General features: G+C 59.7%; 19 protein-coding genes and 1 pseudogene. 16 read left to right on the forward strand and 4 right to left on the reverse strand.

From position 1 onward, the window contains the following. Positions 1-144 precede the first annotated feature (144 nt). On the forward strand, positions 145-2592 hold the full coding sequence (locus tag AACY30_RS18355) for a UvrD-helicase domain-containing protein (RefSeq protein ID WP_339540889.1): 2448 nt from the start codon (positions 145-147) through the stop codon (positions 2590-2592). A 136-nt stretch (positions 2593-2728) separates the two neighbouring features. Here AACY30_RS18355 and AACY30_RS18360 read toward each other — a convergent pair whose 3' ends face one another. Then, positions 2729-3001 carry a DUF1652 domain-containing protein gene (locus AACY30_RS18360; protein WP_339540890.1) on the reverse strand — a complete coding sequence of 91 codons (273 nt, stop codon included), beginning with the start codon at positions 2999-3001 and terminating at the stop codon, positions 2729-2731. Positions 3002-3258: 257 nt separating this feature from the next. Between AACY30_RS18360 and AACY30_RS18365 the strand changes: the two genes are divergently transcribed. The 6 genes and pseudogenes from AACY30_RS18365 to AACY30_RS18390 all read left to right on the forward strand — a co-directional run. Continuing rightward, entirely contained in the window at positions 3259-4068 is an 810-nt protein-coding gene (locus AACY30_RS18365) for a helix-turn-helix transcriptional regulator (protein WP_339540891.1), read from the forward strand. A 48-nt stretch (positions 4069-4116) separates the two neighbouring features. Beyond that, positions 4117-5523, forward strand: a complete 1407-nt coding sequence (locus tag AACY30_RS18370) for an NAD(P)/FAD-dependent oxidoreductase (protein ID WP_339469971.1) — start codon at positions 4117-4119, stop codon at positions 5521-5523. 26 nt (positions 5524-5549) lie between these two features. Then, entirely contained in the window at positions 5550-5891 is a 342-nt protein-coding gene (locus AACY30_RS18375; RefSeq protein ID WP_049708379.1) for a cupin domain-containing protein, read from the forward strand. Between the two features lie 60 nt (positions 5892-5951). After that, positions 5952-7031 carry a polyamine ABC transporter substrate-binding protein gene (locus AACY30_RS18380; protein WP_339469967.1) on the forward strand — a complete coding sequence of 360 codons (1080 nt, stop codon included), beginning with the start codon at positions 5952-5954 and terminating at the stop codon, positions 7029-7031. A 235-nt stretch (positions 7032-7266) separates the two neighbouring features. Continuing rightward, positions 7267-7689 (forward strand): hypothetical protein, encoded by a 423-nt coding sequence (locus AACY30_RS18385; protein WP_339540892.1) that lies wholly within the window; start codon positions 7267-7269, stop codon positions 7687-7689. A gap of 125 nt (positions 7690-7814) precedes the next feature. Beyond that, positions 7815-7982 (forward strand): annotated as a pseudogene (locus AACY30_RS18390) (spermidine/putrescine ABC transporter substrate-binding protein PotF); the annotation flags it as partial. A gap of 45 nt (positions 7983-8027) precedes the next feature. On the opposite strand, the gene AACY30_RS18395 reads toward AACY30_RS18390, so the two are convergent. Further along, positions 8028-8813: a helix-turn-helix transcriptional regulator gene (locus AACY30_RS18395; protein WP_339540893.1), complete on the reverse strand. Its 786-nt coding sequence runs from the start codon at positions 8811-8813 to the stop codon at positions 8028-8030. 199 nt (positions 8814-9012) lie between these two features. Here AACY30_RS18395 and AACY30_RS18400 point away from each other — a divergent pair, with 199 nt between their 5' ends. The 7 genes from AACY30_RS18400 to AACY30_RS18430 all read left to right on the forward strand — a co-directional run bounded on the left by AACY30_RS18400 (position 9013) and on the right by AACY30_RS18430 (position 18210). Continuing rightward, on the forward strand, positions 9013-10377 hold the full coding sequence (locus AACY30_RS18400; RefSeq protein ID WP_339540894.1) for an APC family permease: 1365 nt from the start codon (positions 9013-9015) through the stop codon (positions 10375-10377). Between the two features lie 9 nt (positions 10378-10386). Further along, positions 10387-11493, forward strand: coding sequence for a DmpA family aminopeptidase (locus tag AACY30_RS18405; protein WP_339540895.1), 1107 nt, complete (start codon positions 10387-10389; stop codon positions 11491-11493). Between the two features lie 363 nt (positions 11494-11856). Next, positions 11857-13290: a serralysin family metalloprotease gene (locus AACY30_RS18410; protein WP_339469961.1), complete on the forward strand. Its 1434-nt coding sequence runs from the start codon at positions 11857-11859 to the stop codon at positions 13288-13290. Between the two features lie 49 nt (positions 13291-13339). Then, positions 13340-13708: an AprI/Inh family metalloprotease inhibitor gene (locus AACY30_RS18415; RefSeq protein ID WP_339420180.1), complete on the forward strand. Its 369-nt coding sequence runs from the start codon at positions 13340-13342 to the stop codon at positions 13706-13708. Between the two features lie 103 nt (positions 13709-13811). Beyond that, a complete protein-coding gene (locus AACY30_RS18420) occupies positions 13812-15563 on the forward strand; it encodes a type I secretion system permease/ATPase (protein ID WP_339540896.1) in 1752 nt (583 codons plus the stop codon). Then, on the forward strand, positions 15560-16873 hold the full coding sequence (locus tag AACY30_RS18425) for an HlyD family type I secretion periplasmic adaptor subunit (RefSeq protein ID WP_339437246.1): 1314 nt from the start codon (positions 15560-15562) through the stop codon (positions 16871-16873). The genes AACY30_RS18420 and AACY30_RS18425 overlap by 4 nt, the downstream gene beginning before the upstream one ends. A 2-nt stretch (positions 16874-16875) precedes the next feature. After that, positions 16876-18210, forward strand: coding sequence for a TolC family outer membrane protein (locus AACY30_RS18430; protein ID WP_339469958.1), 1335 nt, complete (start codon positions 16876-16878; stop codon positions 18208-18210). A 159-nt stretch (positions 18211-18369) separates the two neighbouring features. Here the strand turns inward: AACY30_RS18430 and AACY30_RS18435 are convergent, their stop codons facing one another. After that, entirely contained in the window at positions 18370-18594 is a 225-nt protein-coding gene (locus AACY30_RS18435; protein ID WP_339457037.1) for a YgdI/YgdR family lipoprotein, read from the reverse strand. Between the two features lie 186 nt (positions 18595-18780). Here AACY30_RS18435 and AACY30_RS18440 point away from each other — a divergent pair, with 186 nt between their 5' ends. Both AACY30_RS18440 and AACY30_RS18445 read left to right on the forward strand, forming a co-directional pair. Beyond that, on the forward strand, positions 18781-20427 hold the full coding sequence (locus AACY30_RS18440; RefSeq protein WP_339540897.1) for a VRR-NUC domain-containing protein: 1647 nt from the start codon (positions 18781-18783) through the stop codon (positions 20425-20427). After that, positions 20424-22688 (forward strand): ATP-dependent DNA helicase, encoded by a 2265-nt coding sequence (locus AACY30_RS18445; RefSeq protein ID WP_339540898.1) that lies wholly within the window; start codon positions 20424-20426, stop codon positions 22686-22688. The genes AACY30_RS18440 and AACY30_RS18445 overlap by 4 nt, the downstream gene beginning before the upstream one ends. On the opposite strand, the gene AACY30_RS18450 is transcribed toward AACY30_RS18445, so the two are convergent. Beyond that, a complete protein-coding gene (locus AACY30_RS18450; RefSeq protein WP_339439231.1) occupies positions 22678-22875 on the reverse strand; it encodes a hypothetical protein in 198 nt (65 codons plus the stop codon). The genes AACY30_RS18445 and AACY30_RS18450 overlap by 11 nt on opposite strands. Between the last annotated feature and the right edge of the window lie 146 nt (positions 22876-23021).

Raw genomic sequence — 23021 nt, forward strand, 5'->3', positions numbered from 1 at the left:
TCGAATTACTTGATTGCTTAGTGGCGTTTTGACTTTCAGTTCATCGCCTAACTGCATGACTGCAAAGCAATTGGCTGGAACTGAGCGTCGATTCCGGCGACCATGGGGCCTTATGTAAACACCTTGTTCACCGCAGGAGTCCGCGTGTCGCAACAACCGCCTGATTTGCCCCCCGAACTGCGCCCTCTGGCTGAAATGCCTTGGTTGAAACGCCTGGCCGCGCGCCTGTTTGGCCATGGTTTGACTCGCCTGCGCGCCCAGCACCGGTATTCATGGCTGCACGGTCAGGCCGACGGTTTTCGCAGCGGGCATGAAGCGGGTGTGGAATATGGCTATCGCGAGGGCAAGGCTGATGGCCTCGAGGAAGGTCGGCAAGTGCTGCTGATTCGCGACTTCCGCCCGGACGAGCACCGTGCGCCGGGAGTTGATGACAGTCTGTTTGATGACTGGCGCCTGCCGCTCACCGCCGAGTTGAAAAAGCGCATCAAAGCTGATGTTGCGCGATTGTTGCCGGCTCACGCCCAGCCCAGCGCGGCGCAATGGAAGATGATTTTCAGCGATACACCGTCCACCTCGGTGATTGCCGGTGCCGGTGCCGGCAAATCAACCTCCTTGGTACTGCGTATTTTGCTGCTCACCCATTACCTGGGCTTCGAGCTGAGCTCAATGACGGTGGTGACCTTCACCCGTGAGTCGCGCAAAGACTTCATCAACAAGCTCATGGAAGTTCTTAGCCTATGGGGCCAACCCCTTGTTATTAAAGAAGCTCAAGCCGTGGTGCGCACCTTTCACTCGCGCATCCTGCCGATGGTGCGCAGCTTGCCGGGCTTTGAGCGCCTTCAAGCGTTCGAGAACCTGAACTCGGGCGTCGAAGACGCTGACAGCAACCCCTTCGACCTGCGTATCAACGAAGCCCAGCGCCAGCAGATGAATGCCTGCTATCACCGGCTGCACGGGCAGCACGCGCGTTTTCGTGAGCTGATTGCGCCCCTCGCGCGCCACGGGCTGCAGCTCAAAGAGTTGGAACGGGATCATCCGGATGTGCAAAAGCGCATGGCCGTGACCGAGTTGGCGGCCAAGCGCGATGAAGAACTCTGCGACGCCATCGAGGATCTGTGGTTCCGTGCGGGCGCCTGGCCGATCAAAGGCATTGAGCCCAATCGGCAGACTGTGGAAATCAATGGCGCGCAATTTCACTGCCATGGCTATATCCGCGAGCTAGACGCTTGGGTGGTACTGGGCTTTGATTCACGGGAAAACGCCCAGCTCAGCCGGCCCAACGCAAAGTTGTCACTGCGCGCAGAATGGGCCGTTAAGCGCACACTGTTTCAAGCTTTCTGCCGTAAGCCTCTGATATGGCTCGATAGTTATGAATCATCAAAGCGGCTTTTATGCAGCTTGGCCGGTGATGCCACTGCCGGGCCAGGCTTTGATTACAAGGTTAAAGGCGAATTGGCTTCGGCGCCGTTGCTGGACAGTTTCGTGATGGCTGCCGGGTTCATCGAGAACCTGGGCCTGGACGTACCGACTGCGGTTGGGAAGATGAGCTTCGCCAAGGATGACCCGGACCGCTTTTTCTTCGAAGCCCTAAGCATCTTCTGGAAAGCCCTGGAAGATCACCTGCTGGACCAGTCGCCACCGATCATGACCTACAACCGCATGTTCTCGCTGTTTGGCGAAAATACGCCGGAAAACCTCAAGCTGCTCAGCGATACGCTGTTGCGGCCCTTGTCGCATTTAATGATCGATGAGTTCCAGGACGTTTCGCCGCAAATTGTCTCGTGGATCCGCGCCAGCCTGCGCGAGATCCGCAGCCGTGGCCCGGCCATGCACGTCGGGCGCGGCGCCCAGCGCTCATCGCTGCTGTGCGTGGGGGACGACTGGCAGTCAATCTACGGTTGGCGCGGGAGTTCGCCCAAATACTTTATGGCGTTCAACAACGAATTCCCTTCACCGGCCACCACCCGCGTGATGCTGGGCGAGAACTACCGCAGTCATCAACACATCATCGACGCGGCCGAGCATATTGTGCGTGCCGCGCCGGCGATCCCCGGCAAGAAGGCCAAGGCCAGTGGCGCGCCCAAGGCGTTGGAGCCGGTCAAGGTGCTGGAACGGGACGATGCGGCATTGGGGCGGGTGTTGCAGGAGCACTACCAGAAGGGTGATTCGGTGTTGATGCTGTATCGAAAAGGTAGCGATAAGCTCTTGATTCAAGAACATATTCAGTCTGTGGTTAACGTGGATTCTAGCTTGCCGTCGCCGATGCGCAGGTTGAAGCAACTGACCTATCACAGTGCCAAAGGCTTGCAGGCTGATGCGGTATTTCTGCTTGGGGATTGCCAGCATGTCACAAGCTCGCCTTACAAGAACCAGGTGTACCGCATGGCGGGCCTGGGTAAGGACGGTGACAGCGAGCCGTATGACAATGCGCAAAAAGACGAGGTGCTGCGCTTGGCCTACGTGGGCATTACCCGGGCTGTAAGCCATTGCTATTGGTACGTGGAAAAGCCCGAAGGCCAGGCGGTGAATGTGCCCAAGGCGTCGGAGCGGGTGGACGGCAAGAAAGCGTTTTTTGACGATCAACGCAGTTAGGCTTGCAAATACCTAATGTGGGAGCTGGCTTGCCTGCGATGGCGATGAATCAGTCGACATTTGCAGTGACTGATACACCGCTATCGCAGGCAAGCCAGCTCCCACCCTTTGATCTTCACTGGCTGAAAGAATGTGTTCAGGCCCGCAATGACTGCGGCGGCACAAACGACTCCAGCTCATCCTCCACCGCTTCGATAATCCGCTCCACATCCGCCGCATTCATCACCGTTGCACAGGGGATGCCGGCGATGGCTATCAGCGTCTCGCCGCTGGCGCGGTCGAACAGGCGGACGATCATGCTGCCGGGCGCGTCCATGCTGCCCTCGAAACCCATCGGATGAAAATGCCAGCGCATCAGCTGGCAGGCGTTGGGGAACGTCACTTTACTCATATTGCCCACCTTGTTCATTGAGCGCTTCCTTTAGCTCGCCGCAGGAGGGCCAAGTCCTTCACTGGTCTTGGCGTTGAAGCACTAAAAATAGCATTCGTTCGCAACTGCGAGGTGACTTTTTTTGCCCCGTTCGGCAGTTGTTTTCCAGTCGCTTGATGTGGGTCATGTCCTACTTGAAATTGGGCAAAAGGCCATTAGTCAGACGTTCCAATTGACCATTGAAGGCCCCCGCAAAATTCGGCACTCTCCACGGTTTACCCGCCGCCGAGCCTGCCATGCCAGACATCGCTGCAGACGATGACACCCAGCAATCCCAGGTCACACGTGAGCTGGTGTTGCGCCACCACCTGTGTTGGCGCCATCGGGATCTTGAGGGCGTGATGTCCTACTACCACCCGGACATCCAGTACCACGATTTTTTCCAGAACCGTGTCGTCGGTTTCGCTGAGTTGCGCGAATACCTGCAAGCCAGCATGCCACGCGAGGCTGACGAGGCGATTGAGCATACCGACCGTATTCGCGCCGAGGGTGACACTGCGTTCATCCAGTACCGCATCACCTTGCGCGGCGGCCAGGGGCTGGTGTCGTTCCGCACCAGCGAGGCCATCACCGTTCGGGATGGGTTGATCTGGCGGGTCCACGAGTACGCTTCCCTGGTGCATGAGCAGCCGGCCCAGGCCGCGCGGCCTTCGGTCAGCCGTCTGGGCCTGTCGCCGCAGCAATTGGGGCACATGGCCAATGACCTGCAGCACTATTTTGAGCGCAAGCAACCCTACCTGGACCCGGAGCTGGACCTGCAGCGGGTTTCCAAGGAGTGTGGCTACAGCCGTAATCAGATTTCCTACCTGCTGAACCAGGTGCTGGGGCAGAGCTTCTACCGCTACGTCAACCAGGCAAGGCTCCAGCATTTGCTGGCCGCGCTGGATGACGCCGTACCGCCGATCAAGGTCGACGACCTGGCGTTTGCCGCCGGTTTCAATTCGCTGTCGGCGTTTTACAGCGCGTTCCGCCAGCACACGGGCCAGTCGCCCAAAGCCTACGTCAAACAAATTTCCCTGCGTGCACGCGCGCAAGACAGCCCCTGACAGCGCGCTCTAGGATCCACCTATCGAAACGAGGTAGGGGAACCTGGCATGCCGGCATGGCGCAACATCAGTTTATGGATGGACCAGTTGGACGACCCGCTGCAAGCGCAGCCGGCGCTGGCGCATGACCTGGACGTCAACGTGGCCATTATCGGCGCCGGTTACACCGGGCTGTGGACCGCGTATTACCTGAAACGCCAGGCCCCCGAGCTGAACATCGCCATTATCGAGGCGCAAACCGCCGGGTTCGGCGCCTCCGGTCGCAATGGCGGTTGGCTGATGGGCAACCTGCTGGGTGAAGACCGTTTGTTGGCCGGCCTTGATCCCGAACAGCGCCGCGCCTCCTTTGACCTGTTACACGCCATCCCGGATGAAGTGGCCCAGGTGCTGGCGCGTGAAGGTATCGACTGCGATTACCGCAAGGGCGGCGCCCTGTACTGCGCTGCGCGTTACCCCGAGCAGGAAGGCAGCCTGCGCCGCTACCTGGACAAACTCCACGCCCAAGGCCTGACCGAAGCCGACTACCGCTGGCTCAGCCCGCAACAATTGGCTGAACAGGTCCGCATCGCCAAGCCCTATGGCGGTATCTATGCGCCTCACGTCGCAACCATCAACCCCGCGAAGCTCGTGCGCGGTCTGGCGCGGGTGGTTGAAAGCATGGGCGTGACGATCTACGAAAACACCCCGGTCACCCACTGGCAGTCCGGTAGCCTGCGCACCGCCAAGGCGGCTGTTCGGGCGGCCTGGGTGGTGCCAGCGGTAGAAGGTTATGCCACGACCTTGCCGCCACTGGGCCGTTACCAATTGCCGGTGCAAAGCCTGATCGTCGCCACTGAGCCGTTGCCGGCCAGTACCTGGGACGAAATCGGCCTGAGCCATGGCCAAGCCTTCGGCGAAAGCAGCCGCCAAGTCACCTACGGCCAGCGCACGGCGGATAACCGTTTGGTGTTTGGCGCGCGGGGCGGTTATCAGTTCGCCGGCAAACTGCGGCACGACTTCGATTTGACCGACAGCGAAGTGGAGCTGCGTCGCTACCTGTTCGGTGAGCTTTTCCCACAGCTCAAGAACGTCAGGATTACCCATTCCTGGGGCGGAAACCTGGGGATGTCGCGCAACTTCCGTCCGCACATGCTCTGCGACCACAAGACCGGCATCGCGCTGTCCGGCGGTTATGGCGGGGAGGGCGTCGGCGCCACCAACCTGGGTGGCCGCACGCTGGCCGACCTGATCCTGGGCCGGGACACACCGTTGGTCCACCAACCCTGGGTGATCCGCGAGCGTGGCCTGGAGGCGCTCAAGCCCTGGGAGCCCGAGCCCTGCCGCTGGTTGGGCTACAACGCGATCATTCGCAGTTTCGTCCATGAAGACCAGGTGTTGGCCAACCCCAATACCGCCCCTTGGCGCCGCAAGCTGGCGACCGGCGTGGCGGGGTTCATGGAAGGCTTCATGCACTAAGTCGATTCACTCACACGGGAAAACCCATGAGCATCACTCAATTCAAAGACGCGCTGAATGCCCATTTGCCGGACTCGTCACCGGTGGCCGTGCCCTTGGGCGAGCCCATCGCCGTCGCGTCGACCCTCAGCGTTGAGCGCAACGACGGCGTCGAAACCGGCATCTGGGAATGCACCCCGGGCGTGTGGCGTCGACAGATCAAATCCCAGGAGTTTTGCCACTTTATCCAGGGCCGCTGCACCTTCACCCCTGACAACGGTGAAATCGTCCATATAAACGCCGGTGATGCACTGATGTTGCCGGCCAACAGCACAGGTATCTGGGATATCCAGGAAACCGTGCGCAAGACTTACGTATTGATTCTGTAACGCTTTGATCCTTGATCGCCTGCCATAACAACAGCCCTAAAACCGCCAGGAAATCGAACCATGAAAGCCATTGCCCTGTTGCCCTTGATGTTGGTGGCCTCTATCAGCCAGGCCGCGGAGACGGTGAAGATCTACAACTGGTCGGACTACATCGCGCCGGACACCACCAAGAACTTCCAGAAAGAAACCGGCATCGGTTTCACTTACGACGTGTACGACAGCAATGAAACCCTCGACGGCAAGTTGATGACCGGTAAATCCGGCTACGACGTGGTGTTCCCGTCCAACCATTTCATGGCCCGGCAGATCCAGGGCGGCGCGCTGAAGAAGCTCGACAAGAGCCAGTTGCCCAACTGGAAAAACCTTAATCCGGTGCTGCTCAAGGCCTTGGAAAACAATGACCCGGGCAATGCCCATGGCTTTCCGTACCTATGGGGCAGCACCGGCATTGGCTACAACATCGACAAGGTCAAGGCCGTGCTGGGCGACAACGCGCCGGTGGATTCCTGGGACTTGATCTTCAAGCCGGAGAACATGGCCAAGCTGCAGAAATGCGGGGTGGCGATCCTCGACAACGGCCCGGAACTGCTGCCGGCCGCGCTTAATTACTTGGGATTGCCGCACCACAGCAAGAAAGCCGAAGACTACAAGAAGGCTGAAGCGCTGCTGATGAAAGTGCGGCCTTATGTGGCGTACTTCCATTCCTCGAAATACACCGCCGACCTGGCCAACGGCGATATCTGCGTGGCGGTCGGCTTCTCCGGCGACATCCTGCAGGCGGAAAGCCGTGCCAAGGAAGCCAAGAGCGGCGTGAATATCGGCTACAACATTCCCAAGGAAGGTGCTGCGATCTGGTTCGACATGGTCGCCATGCCCGTCGACGCCCCGAACGAAAAAGCCGGTTACGCGTTCATGAACTACCTGCTGCGCCCGGAAGTGATGGCCAGCATCACCAACTACGTGCACTACGCCAACGGTAACGCGGCGGCAGACAGCCTGGTAGACCCGGCAATCAAGGCAGATACCAAGGTGTACCCAAGCCCGGACATGATGGGCAAGTTGTTTGCACTGGAAGCGATGCCGCTGAATATCGACCGGGTGCGTACGCGGGTGTGGAATACCATTCGTACCGGGCGCTGAGTGCTCTTCTCTGGAAAGTGAACGGTTAATATCGATCAGTGTTATCACCGTGGCAGTCGCCGTTTGTGCCCGGGCAAACGGTGACTCAATATCGGTAGAGTCGTGACAAGGTCGCGAATAGATTCAATGGCTATTAAAAGACCGTTGACTAGACTGTCATAGTTGACAGTACCTGGAGGGCAGTAGCAGTGGTTCAATGACTTCGCGGTATAACTTAGCCTTGGAGTATTGAATCATGACAACTGGAACAATGACTGGGAATGTCACCTTGGACGGTGTGAAAAATTCGTTTTCCGCAACCTCCGTTCGCCGTGACATCAATTATGAGTACGATACTGAGAGTATGGCCCTTCGCTTCTTTGGCACTCAGGACACCTCGACAGAGTCGATATGTGTGCAAGTTGCCGTGGGCGACCAAAATACGCAGGGTGGCAAACTCATCCTGGGGGACCTGAAGTTGGTGAGTGTTCTACTGTCCAGTCCCGGCTGCGGTGGGGCGCTCGGAGGCAGGCCGCCGATCCGCTTGACCTCGGGTACTGTCGAACTCAAGAGGGACGATGCGTCTAATAATATTCAAGGTACTATTGTTGCCAGCGGCATTGACGACAAAAAGTCCTATTCTGTAGATTTAAAATTTAATCTAACCGGGACAAACTAATCCTGTTTTTATCTATTCATGTGAATAGGTAGCGCGTTATTTTTATTGAGTCATGTGCCTCTCTAGCGTTGCAAGAAGCTGGAGAGGCATTTTTTTATCAAAAAATGGAATAACTACGGACGCTCAACATTAACGCGGCGGCAGACAGCCTGGTAGACCCGGCGATCAAGGCGGATACCAAGGTGTACCCAAGCCCGGACATGATGGGCAAGTTGTTTGCGCTGGAAGCGATGCCGCTGAATATCGACCGGGTGCGTACGCGGGTGTGGAATACCATTCGTACTGGTAAATAAGCGCAACGCCGCCGCTCCCACATTTTTGACCGCGTACGTCCGGGGTCACGGGTTTTCTAAATCATGCCCCAACGACTGGATAAACAACGAAAACAGCTCCGGCTGTGACGAGATATCCAGCTTGGCGTACAAATGCCGACGGTGCACCTTCACCGTGTCCGGCGATATCTTCAGGCGTTCGGCCATGGCCTTGGAGGAAAACCCGCGCAGCACCAGGCGGGCGATTTCCAGTTCGCGGTCTGACAGCACGCCGCAACCGAACTGGCTCAACGCATCCCGGATCTGGCTGTCCATCGCTGGCGCCCGCTGGGTGCTTTGCTGCCAGTGCTGCTGCATCAACGGCAGTACCCAGGCCGCCACCGTCGTCATCAGCCCGGTTTGCTCAAAACTGAACCGTCGCTGCATGCCCAACGACAGCGACAACGTCCCCGCGCCCGGCAATTGCAGAATGAATTGCACCTCGTCTTCCAGCACGTTGTCGTGGAAGTAATTGAGGAAGTATTCACTCTGGCGAAAATGGTCCGGTGCCACTTCTTCCAGGCGGTACACGCCGCTGGCGTAACCCTCGCGACACGCCTGGTAAAACGGATCGAGCAAATACAAGCCGTTGAGGTACACCAGCATCGAGGCGGGTTTGCTGCTGGGCTGGGCGTCGTATTCCTCCAGGGCCTGGGGCGGGCTATCCAAGGGGTAGAAGATCGCCAGGGCGTTATCGAAGGGCAGGCACTGGTGCAACAACAGCACCAACTGTTTCCAAAAGCGTTCGGTGCCGATGTGCGCGACGGTGCGGCCCAAGCCTGCGTGCATGCCGACTTCGCGAAACAGGCTCATATCAATGGCTCCCGCCAGCAAAAGATCGGCCAAGGGTTTGGCTTTTGCCGGGTGGCGTCAAGGGGAGTACGCCAATAGGGGAATTGGCTGACATAAACGCAGTGTTTATGTTCGTGATCATTCAACGGGAAAGATATCCCGAAAAAACATCATTTTTCGTTTCTGCCTCACACCAAGAACAACGACAGAGGATAACGATATGAGCACTTCCCCCGCGCCCGACGGCGTGTTGAAACCCACCTTGAGTGTCTTCGATGTGGTCGCCATCACCGTATCAGCGGTGACACCGGCCAGTTCCGTGTTTGTGATCGCGCCGTTTGCCATCCAGCAAGCCGGCAGTGGCGTGTTCCTGGCCTTTGTGATGGCCGGGTTGCTCGCGCTGATGTTCGCCTTTTGCTACGCCGAACTGGGCCGTGCCCACAACAGCGCTGGAGGTGAATATGTGTACGCCAAGCGCGTGTTCGGTGGCATGGCGGGCTATGCGACGTTCTTGACCGTGTTGGTGATGTTGCTGTTCATCCCGCCGGTGCTCGCTACGGGCGCGGCGACTTACCTGAATAACGCTCTGGGTACGACGTTCGATTCCCAAACCGTCGCCCTGGTGATCGTGGTGTGCAGTTACGCGCTGGGCATCCTCAATATCAAGCTGAATGCCTGGATCACCGGCACCTGCCTGCTGTTGGAAATCGCGGCGTTGCTGGTGATCGTGGTGATTGGCTTCGGTAACCCCGTGCAGCCGGCCAGCGTGCTGTTCCACCCGCAAATTGTCGAAAACGGCGTGCTGCACTTGGCGCCCTGGGCCCTGGTGATTGGCGCGGTGGGCATCGGCCTGTTCTCCTACAACGGTTACGGCCCGGCGGTGTTGTTGGCCGAGGACATGAAGTGCGGCGGCAAGGGCGTGCACAAGGCGGTGCTGTGGTCCTTGGGGCTGGTGGTGATCATCGAGTTGGTGCCGATCACCGCACTGTTGATGGGTGCGCCGTCGCTCAGTGAGATGATCAGCAGCCCGGACCCCATCGGCTACCTGTTGACCAGCCATGGCAATGAAACCTTGTCGCGCCTGGTCAGCGCCGGGATCTTCCTGTCGGTGTTCAACGCGATTGTCGCCATCGTGATCCAGATTGGCCGCGTGGTGTTCAGCAGCGGGCGCGATGCGCTGTGGACGCCAGGCATCAACAAGCTCTTTACGCGCATTCACCCGCGCTGGGATTCGCCCTGGTTGGCTACGCTGTTCCTGGCGATCCCATCGGCGCTGCTGAGTTTCAGCTCCAACCTGGCCGACCTGACATCCTTCAGTGTGTTGCTGATCATGCTGGTGTACCTGGTGGTGGCGTTGAGTGCGTTGATGAGCCGCGTGCTGCTACGTGATCGCGAGCATCCCTATCGCATGCCGCTCTGGCCGCTGCCGGCGTTGCTCGCGGTGCTGGGTGCGGGCTATCTGTTGGTCACCCTGGTGGCGGCAGCCTCGATCCGCGACATCATGATCATCATCGGTTTGCTGGCACTGTCAGTGATTCTGTATTGCATCAGTGGCCGGTCGAGTCCGGTCTTCCAGAAATTGTAAGGAGTGGTTATGCGCGCACGTCAATTGGGTATCACGTTGGGGCTGGGCACGCCCGGTGAGTGGAACGCGATCACCGATGTGCCCGGGGTTCGGGTTGGCCACAGCACGCTCAACACGCGTATCGACGGCAAGCACGTGCGTACCGGCGTCAGCGTGATCCAGCCGCGCGCCGGGGAGGCACGGCAGCAACCGTGCTTTGCCGGGTACCACGTGCTCAATGGCAATGGTGATGCCACTGGCCTTGAGTGGGTCAGCGAAGCGGGGCTGTTGACCACGCCGCTGGCCATCACCAACACACACAGCATCGGCATTGTGCGCGACAGCCTGATTGCCCTGGAACGCGAACGTCTGGCGGACCCAGCGGTGTACTGGTGCATGCCGGTGGTGATGGAAACCTATGACGGCTTGCTCAACGATATCTGGGGCCAGCATGTCGGCCCTGAGCACGTACGTGAAGCCGTGGACAACGCCGAAACCGGCCCAGTGCAGGAAGGTGCAGTCGGCGGCGGCACCGGAATGATCTGCCATGAATTCAAGGGCGGCATCGGCACAGCCTCGCGGCGTTTGCCGGCGGAGCAGGGCGGTTGGACCGTCGGCGTGCTGGTGCAGGCCAACCATGGCAAACGCCAGGAACTGCGGGTAGATGGCTACCCGGTGGGGCGCCAGTTGATGGAGATTTCTTCGCCGTTTGCCGAGCAAGGCACGCCGGGCATGGGCTCGATCGTGGTGATCCTGGCCACCGACGCGCCGCTGTTGCCGCACCAATGCCAGCGACTGGCGCAGCGCGCGTCCATCGGCATCGCGCGTACCGGCGGCGGCACCGAGGACTCCAGCGGTGACCTGTTCCTGGCGTTTTCCACGGGTAACCGGGATTTACCAGCGGCGGATTATGGGCGCAAAGGCCTGCCGTTCAGCAGCACGCTGCAGATGGTCAACAATGACCATATTTCGCCGCTGTTCAGCGCGGCGGCAGAGGCGGTGGAAGAGGCGATCATCAATGCGCTCCTGGCAGGCGAGGACATGGTGACTGATGACGGCGTCCTGGTGCCTGGCCTGAGTGGCGATACATTGCTGGCAGTACTACGCAAGACGGGGTGGAGTATGTCCCGGCAATAGGGGACACGCGACGTTATTAATACAAGTAATGGCTGTTTAATGTTGCCAATGACACCCTGGCAATCTAGTGGATCCTTTAATTAACAGCGTCGCTCAACGTGTGCGGCGTTAGCGCTATTTAATATTTAAATAACTGCGCGCTGTTTTTTGTCGGACAAAACCAAGGCTGTCCAATAAACACGGCACTGAACTTAGTTGGGTTGAAGGCAGGCTGATTTTTAACGCTGGAAAAGAGCTAGACGAAAGATTTCAAGTTGTGTCAGTTTCGTGACGCCTTCAAAAGAGGCGAGTGATAGGACGATCTCGCCCGCGGGGTTCCTATCGATCAAAGACTGATGCACTTGCAAACAAGGAAGTACGTTTATGTCAAAAGTAAAAGACAAGGCTATCGTGTCGGCGGCCCAAGCCAGTACCGCTTACTCGCAAATCGATAGCTTCAGCCATTTGTACGACCGTGGCGGCAACCTCACGGTCAATGGCAAACCCTCCTACACCGTTGACCAGGCAGCCACCCAGCTGCTGCGCGACGGCGCCGCGTACCGGGACTTTGACGGCAACGGCAAGATCGACCTGACCTACACCTTCCTCACCTCGGCCTCTTCGAGCACCATGAACAAACATGGCATCTCGGGTTTCAGTCAGTTCAACACCCAGCAGAAAGCACAGGCCGCACTGGCCATGCAATCCTGGGCGGACGTGGCCAACATCACCTTCACCGAGAAAGCCACCGGCGGTGACGGCCACATGACCTTCGGCAACTACAGCAGCGGCCAGGACGGCGCGGCGGCCTTCGCCTACTTGCCCGGCACCGGCGCAGGCTACGACGGCACCTCGTGGTACCTGACCAACAACAGCTACACGCCCAACAAGACCCCGGACCTGAACAACTACGGCCGGCAAACCCTGACCCACGAAATCGGCCACACCCTGGGCCTGGCTCACCCTGGCGACTACAACGCCGGGAATGGCAACCCGACCTACAACGACGCGACCTATGGACAGGACACGCGCGGCTACAGCCTGATGAGCTACTGGAGCGAGAGCAACACTAACCAGAACTTCAGCAAAGGCGGCGTCGAGGCTTACGCGTCCGGGCCGTTGATCGACGACATTGCCGCGATCCAGAAGCTCTACGGCGCCAACTACAACACCCGTGCCGGCGACACTACCTACGGTTTCAACTCCAACACCGGGCGTGATTTCCTCAGCGCTTCGTCCAATGCCGACAAGCTGGTGTTCTCGGTGTGGGACGGTGGTGGCAATGACACCCTGGACTTCTCCGGTTTCACTCAGAACCAGAAGATCAACCTCAATGAGGCTTCGTTCTCGGACGTGGGTGGCTTGGTGGGCAACGTGTCCATCGCCAAGGGCGTGACCCTCGAGAACGCGTTCGGTGGCGCGGGCAACGACCTGATCATCGGTAACAACGCCGCCAACGTAATCAAGGGCGGGGCCGGCAACGACCTCATTTACGGCGGCGGCGGTGCGGACCAGCTGTGGGGCGGCGCCGGCAACGACACCTTTGTGTTCGGTGCCAGTTCCGACTCCAAGCCAGGGGCTGCGGACAAGATCTTTGACTTTGCCTCGGGTTCGGACAAGATCGACCTGTCCGGCATTACCAAAGGTGCAGGCCTGACCTTCGTCAATGCCTTCACCGGGCATGCCGGCGATGCTGTGCTGACCTACGCCGCAGGTACCAACCTGGGCACCTTGGCAGTGGACTTCACCGGGCACGGCGTGGCGGACTTCCTCGTCACCACCGTCGGCCAGGCTGCGGTCAGCGACATCGTAGCGTGATGCACGGGCGCGGCGCTTCGGCGTCGCGCTTTACGGAGGGAGCATAGCGATGCAGCGTTTTTTCAAATTGATCGCCTGCGTGTTGCAGGTGATGTTCGTGTCGGCAGGAGCCCACGCAATGGCGAGCAGTCTTGTATTACCTACCACCGCCCAGTTGGCCGGCCATTGGCAGTTGCACCAGCAGGATCGGGTGTGCGCGCTGGACCTGCTGGAGCAGGCCAATGCCTTGGGCGGCGACGTGGCGTGTGTCGAGCAGTGGCTGGGCGACAAGCCCCTGAGCTGGTCGCCAACACCGGACGGAATTTGGCTGATGAATGCCGAGGGCAGCGGGATTACCCACCTGAACCGCCAGACAGAGGGCGAATATAAAGGTCGCACGCCCAGTGGGCTGGAAGTTGTCCTGCAACGCACACCTTAGTTATTGTTATGTGTTTATAACTTGATTTTATTAGTTGGCCGCCCTGTGCGTCGGGGCAAAGGCAACTATCGCGCGCAATTTGGTTCAGGGAAGATCAGACACCATGGCTAAGTCCCATGCCGTCGCGCCGTTATTCAAGGCGCTGGGTGAATACAAGAGCATCTTGATCAGTGTTGGCTGTTTCACTGCATTGATTAACCTGTTGATGCTGGTGCCGTCGATTTACATGCTGCAAGTGTATGACCGTGTGCTGTCCTCCCAGAATGAAACCACCCTGGTGATGTTGACGCTGATGGTCGTAGGTTTTTTTGCGTTTATCGGCCTGCTTGAGGTGATCCGCAGTTTTATCGTGATCCGGATCGGTAGCCAACTGGAGCGGCGTTTCAACTTGCGCGTCTACAAGGCCGCGTTTGAACGCAACCTGCAACGTGGCCAGGGGCATGCCGGGCAATCCTTGGGCGACTTGACCCATATTCGTCAGTTCATCACGGGCCCTGCGTTGTTCGCATTTTTCGATGCGCCGTGGTTTCCCATTTATCTGTTCGTGATCTTCCTGTTCAACGTGTGGCTTGGCGTGTTGGCCACCGCCGGTGCCGCGCTGCTGATCGGCTTGGCATGCCTGAATGAATACCTGACCAAAAAGCCGTTGGGGGAGGCCAGCGGTTACTCCCAGCAATCCACGCAACTGGCCACCAGCCACTTGCACAATGCCGAGACCATTCAGGCCATGGGCATGCTCGGCGCGCTGCGCAAACGCTGGTTTGCTGTGCATTCGCGGTTCCTTGGCCAGCAGAACAAGGCCAGTGATACCGGTTCGGTGGTCACGTCATTGAGCAAGTCCCTGCGCCTGTGCCTGCAATCGCTGGTGCTGGGGCTCGGCGCTTTACTGGTGATCAGAGGCGATATGACCGCCGGGATGATGATTGCCGGTTCGATCCTGATGGGCCGGGTGCTCAGCCCCATCGACCAGTTGATTGCGGTGTGGAAGCAGTGGAGTTCGGCCAAGCTGGCCTACCAGCGGCTGGATGAGTTGCTGCGCGAGTTTCCTCCGCAAGTGGAGCAGATGAAATTGCCGACGCCGCTCGGCCAAATCAGTTTCGAACAGGTCAGTGCGGGCCCGCCCGGAAAGCGTGTGGCGACCTTGCAGCAGGTCAGCTTCAACTTGGGCGCCGGTGAAGTGCTCGGTGTGCTCGGCGCATCGGGCTCTGGCAAATCCACCCTGGCGCGTGTATTGGTGGGGGTATGGCCGACGCTGGCCGGCACCGTGCGCCTGGATGGCGCGGATATTCATCGCTGGGACCGCAACGACCTGGGGCCGCACATCGGCTACTTGCCCCAGGACATCGAACTGTTCAGCGGCAGCATCGCCGACAACATCGCGCGCTTTCGCGAAGCTGATCCCGAATCAGTGGTGCGCGCCGCGCAGCAGGCGGGCGTGCATGAACTGATCCTGCGGTTGCCCCAGGGCTACGACACCGTTTTGGGCGACAACGGCGGTGGCCTGTCCGGCGGCCAGAAACAACGGGTGGCGCTGGCCCGCGCGCTGTATGGCGGGCCGCGTCTGATCGTGCTGGATGAGCCCAACTCCAACCTCGACACCGTCGGCGAAGCCGCCCTGGCCAGCGCCATCGTGCAGATGAAAGCCCAGGGCAGCAGCGTGGTGCTGGTGACCCATCGCTCTTCGGCGCTGGCCCAGGCCGATAAGCTGCTGGTGCTCAGTGAAGGGCATTTGCAGGCGTTCGGGCCGAGCCAGGAGGTGCTGCGGGCGTTGTCGGGTCAGCAGGAAGCACCGAAGGAAAAAACCGGCGTCAGTTTCAGTCGTCAGTACCAGGCCGGAAGGAATCCAGGCGCATGAGCAGCATCACTTTTGAACCGCGTTTCAAAGAGCGCGACGCCGGGTTCTTCGCCCGAATGGGTTGGTTGCTGACGGTAGTCGGTGCCGGCGGATTTTTCCTGTGGGCCAGCCTGGCCCCGTTGGACCAGGGCATTCCTGTACAGGGCACGGTGGTGGTATCCGGCAAGCGCAAAGCTGTGCAAACCCTCAGCCCTGGTGTGGTCAGCCAGATTCTGGTGAAGGAGGGTGAAACGGTTAAACAAGGCCAACCGCTGTTTCGCCTCGACCAGACCCAGCACCAGGCCGACGTGCAGTCACTGCAAGCCCAGTACCGCATGGCCTGGGCCAGCGTGGCGCGTTGGCAGAGCGAGCGTGACAACCAAACCCGCATTACCTTTCCTGCCGAGTTGGGCGCCAATCCCGACCCAGCCCTGGCGCTGGTACTGGAAGGCCAGCGCCAACTGTTCAGCAGCCGTCGCGAAGCGTTTGCCCGCGAACAGGCCGGTATCCGCGCCAATATTGAAGGTGCCACTGCGCAACTGAACGGCATGCGCCGTGCCCGCAGCGACCTGACGGCGCAGGCCCAATCCTTGCGCGAGCAACTCGGCAACCTGCAACCGTTGGCCGACAACGGTTACATCCCGCGCAACCGGCTGATGGAGTACCAGCGGCAGTTGTCCCAAGTGCAACAGGACTTGGCGCAGAACACCGGCGAAAGTGGACGCGTGGAGCAGGGCATCCTCGAATCGCGCCTGAAATTGCAGCAGCACAGCGAGGAATACCAGAAGGAAGTGCGCAGCCAATTGGCCGACGCACAACTGCGCAGCCTGACCCTGGAACAGCAACTCACCTCAGCCGGGTTCGACCTGCAACACAGCGAAATCAACGCCCCGGCGGATGGCATCGCGGTCAACCTTGGCGTGCACACCGTCGGCGCCGTGGTGCGCGCCGGCGAGACCTTGCTGGAGATCGTGCCCCAGGACACGCGCCTGGAAGTGGAAGGGCACTTGCCGGTGCACCTGGTGGACAAAGTGGGAACGCACCTGCCGGTCGACATCCTGTTCACCGCTTTCAACCAGAGCCGCACACCGCGTGTGCCGGGCGAGGTCAGCCTGATCTCCGCCGACCAGATGCTCGATGAAAAAACTGGCGCGCCGTATTACGTGCTGCGCTCCACGGTCAGCGACGCGGCACTGGAAAAACTCCACGGGTTGGTGATCAAGCCAGGCATGCCCGCCGAGATGTTCGTGCGTACCGGCGAGCGCTCGTTGCTCAATTACCTGTTCAAGCCGCTGCTCGACCGCGCCGGCTCCGCGTTGACCGAGGAATAGACATGAAAGCTGTGTTTATCGCCTTGCTGTTGACCTGCGCCAACGCCCAGGCCGCCATGGGCCCGTTCGATGTGTACGAACAGGCCTTGCGTAACGACCCGGTGTTCCTCGGCGCTATCAAGGAGCGTGACGCCGGCCTGGAGAATCGCGCCATTGGCCGTGCGGGCTTGTTGCCCAAACTGTCGTACAACTACAACAAGGGCCGCAATAACTCCCAGGCCACCTTGCCGGACGGGCGCGGCGGCAGTTATCACGACGACCGCAACTACAACAGCTACGGTTCTACCTTCAGCCTGCAACAGCCGCTGCTCGACTACGAGGCCTACGCCAACTACCGTAAAGGCGTGGCCCAGGCGCTGTTCGCCGATGAAAGCTTTCGCGACAAGAGCCAGGCGCTGCTGGTGCGCGTGCTGACGTATTACACCGAGGCGTTGTTTGCCCAGGACCAGATCGACATCGCCCGCGCCAAGAAGAGGGCCTTCGAGCAGCAGTTCCAGCAAAACCAGCACCTGTTCCAGCAGGGCGAGGGTACTCGCACGGACATTCTGGAAGCCGAGTCGCGCTACGAACTGGCCACCGCCGAAGAAATCCAGGCGATGGATGAGCAGGACGCGTCCTTGCGCGAGCTGGGTGCATTGATCGGCGTGCAAAGCGTCAACATCAATGACCTGGCCCCTTTGAACCAGGGTTTTGTCGCGTTCACCTTGACCCCGGCCAACTATGACACCTGGCATGAACTGGCGATCAGCAACAACCCCACGCTGGCGTCCCAGCGCCAGGCCCTGGAAGTGGCGCGTTATGAGGTGGAACGCAACCGCGCCGGGCATTTGCCCAAGGTCACGGCGTACGCCAGTTCGCGCCAGCAGGAGTCCGACAGCGGCAATACCTACAACCAACGCTATGACACCAACACCATCGGCGTCGAAGTCAGCCTGGCGCTGTATGCCGGTGGCGGTATCTCGGCGTCCACCCGCCAGGCCAGCCGCGCCATGGAGCAGGCCGAGTACGAGCTGGAGGGCAAGACCCGCGAAACCCTGATCGAGCTGCGTCGCCAGTTCAGTGCGTGTCTGTCGGGGGTGAGCAAGTTGCGAGCGTACCAGAAGGCGTTGGTGTCAGCCGAAGCGCTGGTGGTGTCGACCAAGCAGAGCATCCTCGGGGGGGAGCGGGTCAACCTTGATGCGCTGAACGCTGAGCAGCAGTTGTACAGCACCCGGCGTGACCTGGCGCAGGCGCGGTATGACTATTTGATGGCTTGGACCAAGTTGCATTATTACGCGGGGAATCTGCGGGATACTGATTTAGCGAAGGTAGATGAGGCGTTTGGGCCGCGGTTGTAGCGGTGGTTTTTTTGCGGGAGATGGACATCAGCCGGGAGGCTGGAATGCAATTCACTGTGGGAGCGGGCTTGCCCGCGATGGCGGAGTGTCATGCAGCGGCTATGTATCTGAGATACCGCTATCGCAGGCAAGCCAGCTCCCACATTTGACCTGCGTTGCCTAATCTTCCTTGCGCACGGTGGCTACGTCGTCGGCTTTGACACGGATGCGTTTGCCGGCAATGTCGGTGAATTCGTAGAAACCGTCGGCAGTCTTGGTTTTTGGGGTGTCCTTGGTCAAATACTGTGTGCCATTTTGCAGCGTCACCACGGTTTGCGTCGCGCAACCGGCCAATACCAGAAAAGTGAGTGCAACCAGTGGCAGACTCAAATTCTTCATGTTCATAACCCTTACCTTAACCCTGAAAAGTCCCACGCCAGAGGCCGCGGGCCACAAATGTTACGCCATCGACTCACCCATCTGATCACTTTTATGTAAAAAGTTGCAGGCGCCATTTATCTATTACCGATTGCAACCTGGCATCTGCGACGGCACTCTGTATGCATAACCAGTATTTGATCGCTGTGCGCCATGGCCAATCCCCTCGAAGACCCGCTCTATTACCTGCATAACTTCCGCCAGGTCCTGCATTGGCTGGGGCAGCGCTATGCGGATTTGCTTGATCCGGACGAACAGCATTTCATTCAGCAATTTGACAGGTTGCCGCAAGCGTCCCAGGCGTTGTTGGTGCGCATGGTGATGCGCAAGGGTGTGCATTTTCGTGCGGGCAAGCTCAATTACCTCGAGATCGGTTGCCCGCACGCCGCTGCCGAGCCGTTGTTGGCACTGGGCTGGGTGAATGATCAATGCCTGCTGAGCTTTGAAGAGCTGTTCGCCTTATTGCAGAAAGGCGAACTTCTCGCGGCGTTCAAGCCTTGGATCGACCAACCCAAAGCGAGGAAAACCGACTGGCTGGAAGGGCTGGCGGCGCAGTTTGCCGACAGCCGCAGTTTCGCCACGTGGTGCCCCGCATTGGCTGACACGCTGTACAGCCTCACCGTGATGGAATTGTGCGACCGCCTGCGCCTGATGTTCTTTGGCAACCTGCATCAGGACTGGTCAGAATTCGTGCTGGCCGACCTTGGCATCTATACCTATGAAAAAGTCGAATTCTGTGCCGAATCCCGGGGTTTGCGCAGCCGTGACGACGTGCACGGTTTTCTGTTCCTGCACCAGTGCCAGCAGGCCTTTGAAACGGGCCAGGCGTTGGAAGAGTTGCTAGTGCGGATCGCCACCCTGAACACCGACAACCCCTGGCTGGAAAAACGCCGGGCCAAGCTATTGTTCCAAGTGGGCCAGTACTGTGAACGCAATGCGGAACTGGGCTTGGCGGAGCAGATTTACCGCGCGTGCGCCTACCCAGGTGCCCGCGCGCGACTGATCCGCGTGCTGGAGCGTCAGGAAGATTACACCCAGGCCATTGCCCTGGCTTACGCCGCTCAACAAATGCCGGAAAACGCCGCCGAGCAGCAACACGTGTTGCGTGTGTTGCCACGCCTGCGGCGCAAATTGGGCGAACCGGCGTTGCCCAAAACCAAGCCCCGGCCGGTCACGCGACTGGATCTTGCCCTGGCGCTGCCCGAGCCGTTGATGTCGGTGGAGTACTGCGTGCAGGCTCACCTCAGCGAGCCCGATGGCCCGGTGCATTACGTTGAAAACGGACTGATCAATTCGCTGTTCGGCCTGCTGTGCTGGGATGTGATCTTTGCGCCGCTGCCAGGTTCGTTTTTCCACCCGTTCCAGCGCGGCCCCGCAGATTTGCACAGCGAAGACTTCCACCAGCGCCGCGCGCCGCTGTTCGCCGGGTGTTTCGAGCAGTTGCAGGACGAGCGCTATAAAACCACCATCCGCCAGCGTTATAGCGAAAAGTGGGGAATCCAGTCGCCGTTTGTGTTCTGGAACCTGCTTAGCCAAGATCTGCTGGAACAGGCATTGGCATGCCTGCCCGCCGAGCATCTGCATTACTGGTTTGAACGGCTGCTGCTGGACATCCGCGCCAACCGCGCTGGCATGCCCGACCTGATCCAGTTCTGGCCCGAGCAAAAGACCTACCGCATGATCGAGGTCAAGGGCCCTGGCGATCGCCTGCAAGACAACCAGTTGCGCTGGCTGGAGTTCTGCGGCGAATATCAGATGCCAGTGACGGTCTGCTATGTGCGCTGGGCAGAGTCCGCTTGAGTTACAGCGTTGCCGTGCGTGCGTTGTGTGAGTTCACGGCCAAGGTCGGTGACCTGGACCTGCGCTTTACGCCTTCCCCCAGCGCCCAGGAAGGCATTCTCGGCCACCGCACCGTCGCTTCACGGCGCAGCAAGCACTATCAGAATGAAGTCGCGCTTGAAGGCGACTACCAGCAGCTCAAGGTACGGGGCAGGGCGGACGGCTATGACCCGGACGCCAACCGTGTGGAAGAAGTCAAAACCTATCGTGGCGACCTCGATGCCCAGCCCGCCAACCATCGCCAACTACATTGGGCCCAGGTCAAGGTCTACGGCTGGCTGATGTGCCAGAAACTCGGCCTTGCGGACATTGACCTGGCACTGGTGTACTTCGATATCGTCGGCGAAGGCGAGACGGTGCTGAACCAACGCTTTCAAGCGACTGAGCTGGAGGCGTTCTTCAATCAGCAATGCGCGCTGTTCCTCGGTTGGGCCCAGCAGGAAATGCAGCATCGCGAAGCGCGCAACAACGCCGCGCACACCCTGGTTTTCCCCCATGCCGGGTTTCGTCCTGGCCAGCGTTCGCTGGCCGAGTCGGTGTACAAGGCCGTCAGCACCGGGCGTTGCCTGATGGCTCAAGCGCCTACGGGTATCGGTAAGACCATCGGCACGATTTTCCCTTTGCTCAAGGCCCTGGCGCCCCAGCAACTGGACAAGCTGTTCTTCCTCACCGCCAAGACCCCCGGCCGCAAGCTCGCCCTGGATGCCGCCCAAGTGCTATACGCCAGCAGCCCTGGCCTGCCATTACGCGTGCTGGAGCTGGTGGCGCGGGACAAAGCCTGTGAACATCTGGACAAGGCCTGCCACGGCGATTCCTGCCCCCTGGCCCAAGGCTTCTATGACCGCTTGCCCGCCGCGCGCATTGCCGCGTCCAAGGTGCGCCTGCTCGATCAGCGAAACCTGCGCGACGTCGCCCTGGCCCATGACGTTTGCCCTTACTACCTGAGCCAGGAAATGGCGCGCTGGGCCGACTTGGTGGTCGCCGACTACAACTACTACTTCGACTTTGGCGCCATGCTGTTTGGCCTGGCCCAGCTCAATCAGTGGCGCGCCGCCGTGTTGGTGGACGAGGCGCACAACCTGGTCGAACGTGCCCGTTCGATGTACAGCGCCAGCCTTGACCAGTACAGCCTCAAGACCCTGCGCGACACCGCGCCAGAAGCGTTAAAGAAACCCTTGCAGCGCCTCAACCGTGAGTGGAACGCGCTGCACAAGGACCAGCTCGCGCCGTACCAGGCTTATGTCGCCCGACCCGAAAAACTGTTACAGGCCCTGACCCTGTGCGCCAGCGCCATGGGCGAATATTTCAACGAGCATCCCGAGTCCCTCAGTGGCGACCTGCAAGCGTTTTATTTCGAGGCGCTGCAATTCGCCAAGGTTGCCGAGCTGTTCAACGAGCACTTTATTTTCGACATCAGCAAGCGCCAGTTCAGCGGCAAACGCAGCAGCTCGACCCTGTGCCTGCGTAACGTGGTACCTGCTGAGTTCATCCGCCCGCGATTGACCGCGGCCCGCAGCAGCGTGCTGTTTTCCGCCACCCTCAGCCCTCGTCATTACTACGCCGACTTGCTGGGCCTGCCGGCGGATACCGCGTGGATCGACGTGGAGTCACCGTTCAAGGCCGAGCAACTGCAGGTGCGCATCGTCGATGCAATCTCCACACGCTTCGTGCATCGCAACGCCTCGCTGGAACCCATCGTTGAGCTGATCGCCCACCAGTACACCCAACAGCCTGGCAACTACCTGGCGTTTTTCTCAAGCTTTGATTACCTGCAGCAGGTGGCGCAGTTGCTCAGCGAGCGACACCCGCAGATCGTGCTCTGGCAGCAGTCACGCGGCATGGCGGAGGCCGAGCGCCAGGCCTTTCTTGACCAGTTCACCGAGCACAGCCAGGGCATCGGTTTTGCCGTACTGGGTGGCGCATTCGGCGAGGGCATTGACTTGCCCGGTGCGCGCTTGATCGGTGCTTTTATTGCCACCCTCGGGCTGCCCCAACTGAACCCGGTCAACGAACAGATGAAACTGCGCATGGGCGCGATCTTCGGCGCGGGTTACGACTACACCTACCTGTACCCCGGCATTCAGAAAGTGGTGCAGGCGGCGGGCAGGGTGATCCGTAGCCAGCAGGACCGGGGCGTGGTGATGTTGATCGATGACCGGTTCGGCGAAGCGCGGGTGCGCCAATTGTTGCCGCGCTGGTGGGCACCGACGATCAGAGCGTGACGCCACACAGTCGCTCGCTCAATGCCCATAACCGCTCGGCGTGCTCCGGGTCGACGGCCCAGGGATAGACGCCGGAGCGCCTGCTTTCATCGTGAGCGGGGGCGGCTACATCGCATGCTTGACCACGCTGGTCCAGCACCACGGCGACGTCGAATCCGCTGTTGATAGGGGTTTGCTTGCTGGTCATAAGGCTCTCCACTCAGGAGGACCTATAGTGTTTTTTTTGGGCCGGACGCGGAATAGCCTAAAGTCTGTATTTCTGTCGCGATCGTCCGGAGCTTTTTTATTTATGGATACCCTGTCTGATGGGGTGGCGTTGTTACGCAGTCACCA

It is taken from the genome of Pseudomonas sp. RA_5y_Pfl1_P24 (genome assembly GCF_963970945.1).
In the GTDB taxonomy this organism is placed as follows: Bacteria; Pseudomonadota; Gammaproteobacteria; order Pseudomonadales; family Pseudomonadaceae; genus Aquipseudomonas; species Aquipseudomonas tritici.

What these genes read in the sequence shown, in the direction of transcription:
- AACY30_RS18360 (WP_339540890.1), bottom strand. Translation starts at nt 3,001, where the DNA reads ATGAACAAGGTGGGCAATATGAGTAAAGTGACGTTCCCCAACGCCTGC.
- AACY30_RS18365 (WP_339540891.1), top strand. Translation starts at nt 3,259, where the DNA reads ATGCCAGACATCGCTGCAGACGATGACACCCAGCAATCCCAGGTCACA.
- AACY30_RS18370 (WP_339469971.1), top strand. Translation starts at nt 4,117, where the DNA reads ATGCCGGCATGGCGCAACATCAGTTTATGGATGGACCAGTTGGACGAC.
- AACY30_RS18375 (WP_049708379.1), top strand. Translation starts at nt 5,550, where the DNA reads ATGAGCATCACTCAATTCAAAGACGCGCTGAATGCCCATTTGCCGGAC.
- AACY30_RS18380 (WP_339469967.1), top strand. Translation starts at nt 5,952, where the DNA reads ATGAAAGCCATTGCCCTGTTGCCCTTGATGTTGGTGGCCTCTATCAGC.
- AACY30_RS18385 (WP_339540892.1), top strand. Translation starts at nt 7,267, where the DNA reads ATGACAACTGGAACAATGACTGGGAATGTCACCTTGGACGGTGTGAAA.
- AACY30_RS18395 (WP_339540893.1), bottom strand. Translation starts at nt 8,813, where the DNA reads ATGAGCCTGTTTCGCGAAGTCGGCATGCACGCAGGCTTGGGCCGCACC.
- AACY30_RS18400 (WP_339540894.1), top strand. Translation starts at nt 9,013, where the DNA reads ATGAGCACTTCCCCCGCGCCCGACGGCGTGTTGAAACCCACCTTGAGT.
- AACY30_RS18405 (WP_339540895.1), top strand. Translation starts at nt 10,387, where the DNA reads ATGCGCGCACGTCAATTGGGTATCACGTTGGGGCTGGGCACGCCCGGT.
- AACY30_RS18410 (WP_339469961.1), top strand. Translation starts at nt 11,857, where the DNA reads ATGTCAAAAGTAAAAGACAAGGCTATCGTGTCGGCGGCCCAAGCCAGT.
- AACY30_RS18415 (WP_339420180.1), top strand. Translation starts at nt 13,340, where the DNA reads ATGCAGCGTTTTTTCAAATTGATCGCCTGCGTGTTGCAGGTGATGTTC.
- AACY30_RS18420 (WP_339540896.1), top strand. Translation starts at nt 13,812, where the DNA reads ATGGCTAAGTCCCATGCCGTCGCGCCGTTATTCAAGGCGCTGGGTGAA.
- AACY30_RS18425 (WP_339437246.1), top strand. Translation starts at nt 15,560, where the DNA reads ATGAGCAGCATCACTTTTGAACCGCGTTTCAAAGAGCGCGACGCCGGG.
- AACY30_RS18430 (WP_339469958.1), top strand. Translation starts at nt 16,876, where the DNA reads ATGAAAGCTGTGTTTATCGCCTTGCTGTTGACCTGCGCCAACGCCCAG.
- AACY30_RS18435 (WP_339457037.1), bottom strand. Translation starts at nt 18,594, where the DNA reads ATGAACATGAAGAATTTGAGTCTGCCACTGGTTGCACTCACTTTTCTG.
- AACY30_RS18440 (WP_339540897.1), top strand. Translation starts at nt 18,781, where the DNA reads ATGGCCAATCCCCTCGAAGACCCGCTCTATTACCTGCATAACTTCCGC.
- AACY30_RS18450 (WP_339439231.1), bottom strand. Translation starts at nt 22,875, where the DNA reads ATGACCAGCAAGCAAACCCCTATCAACAGCGGATTCGACGTCGCCGTG.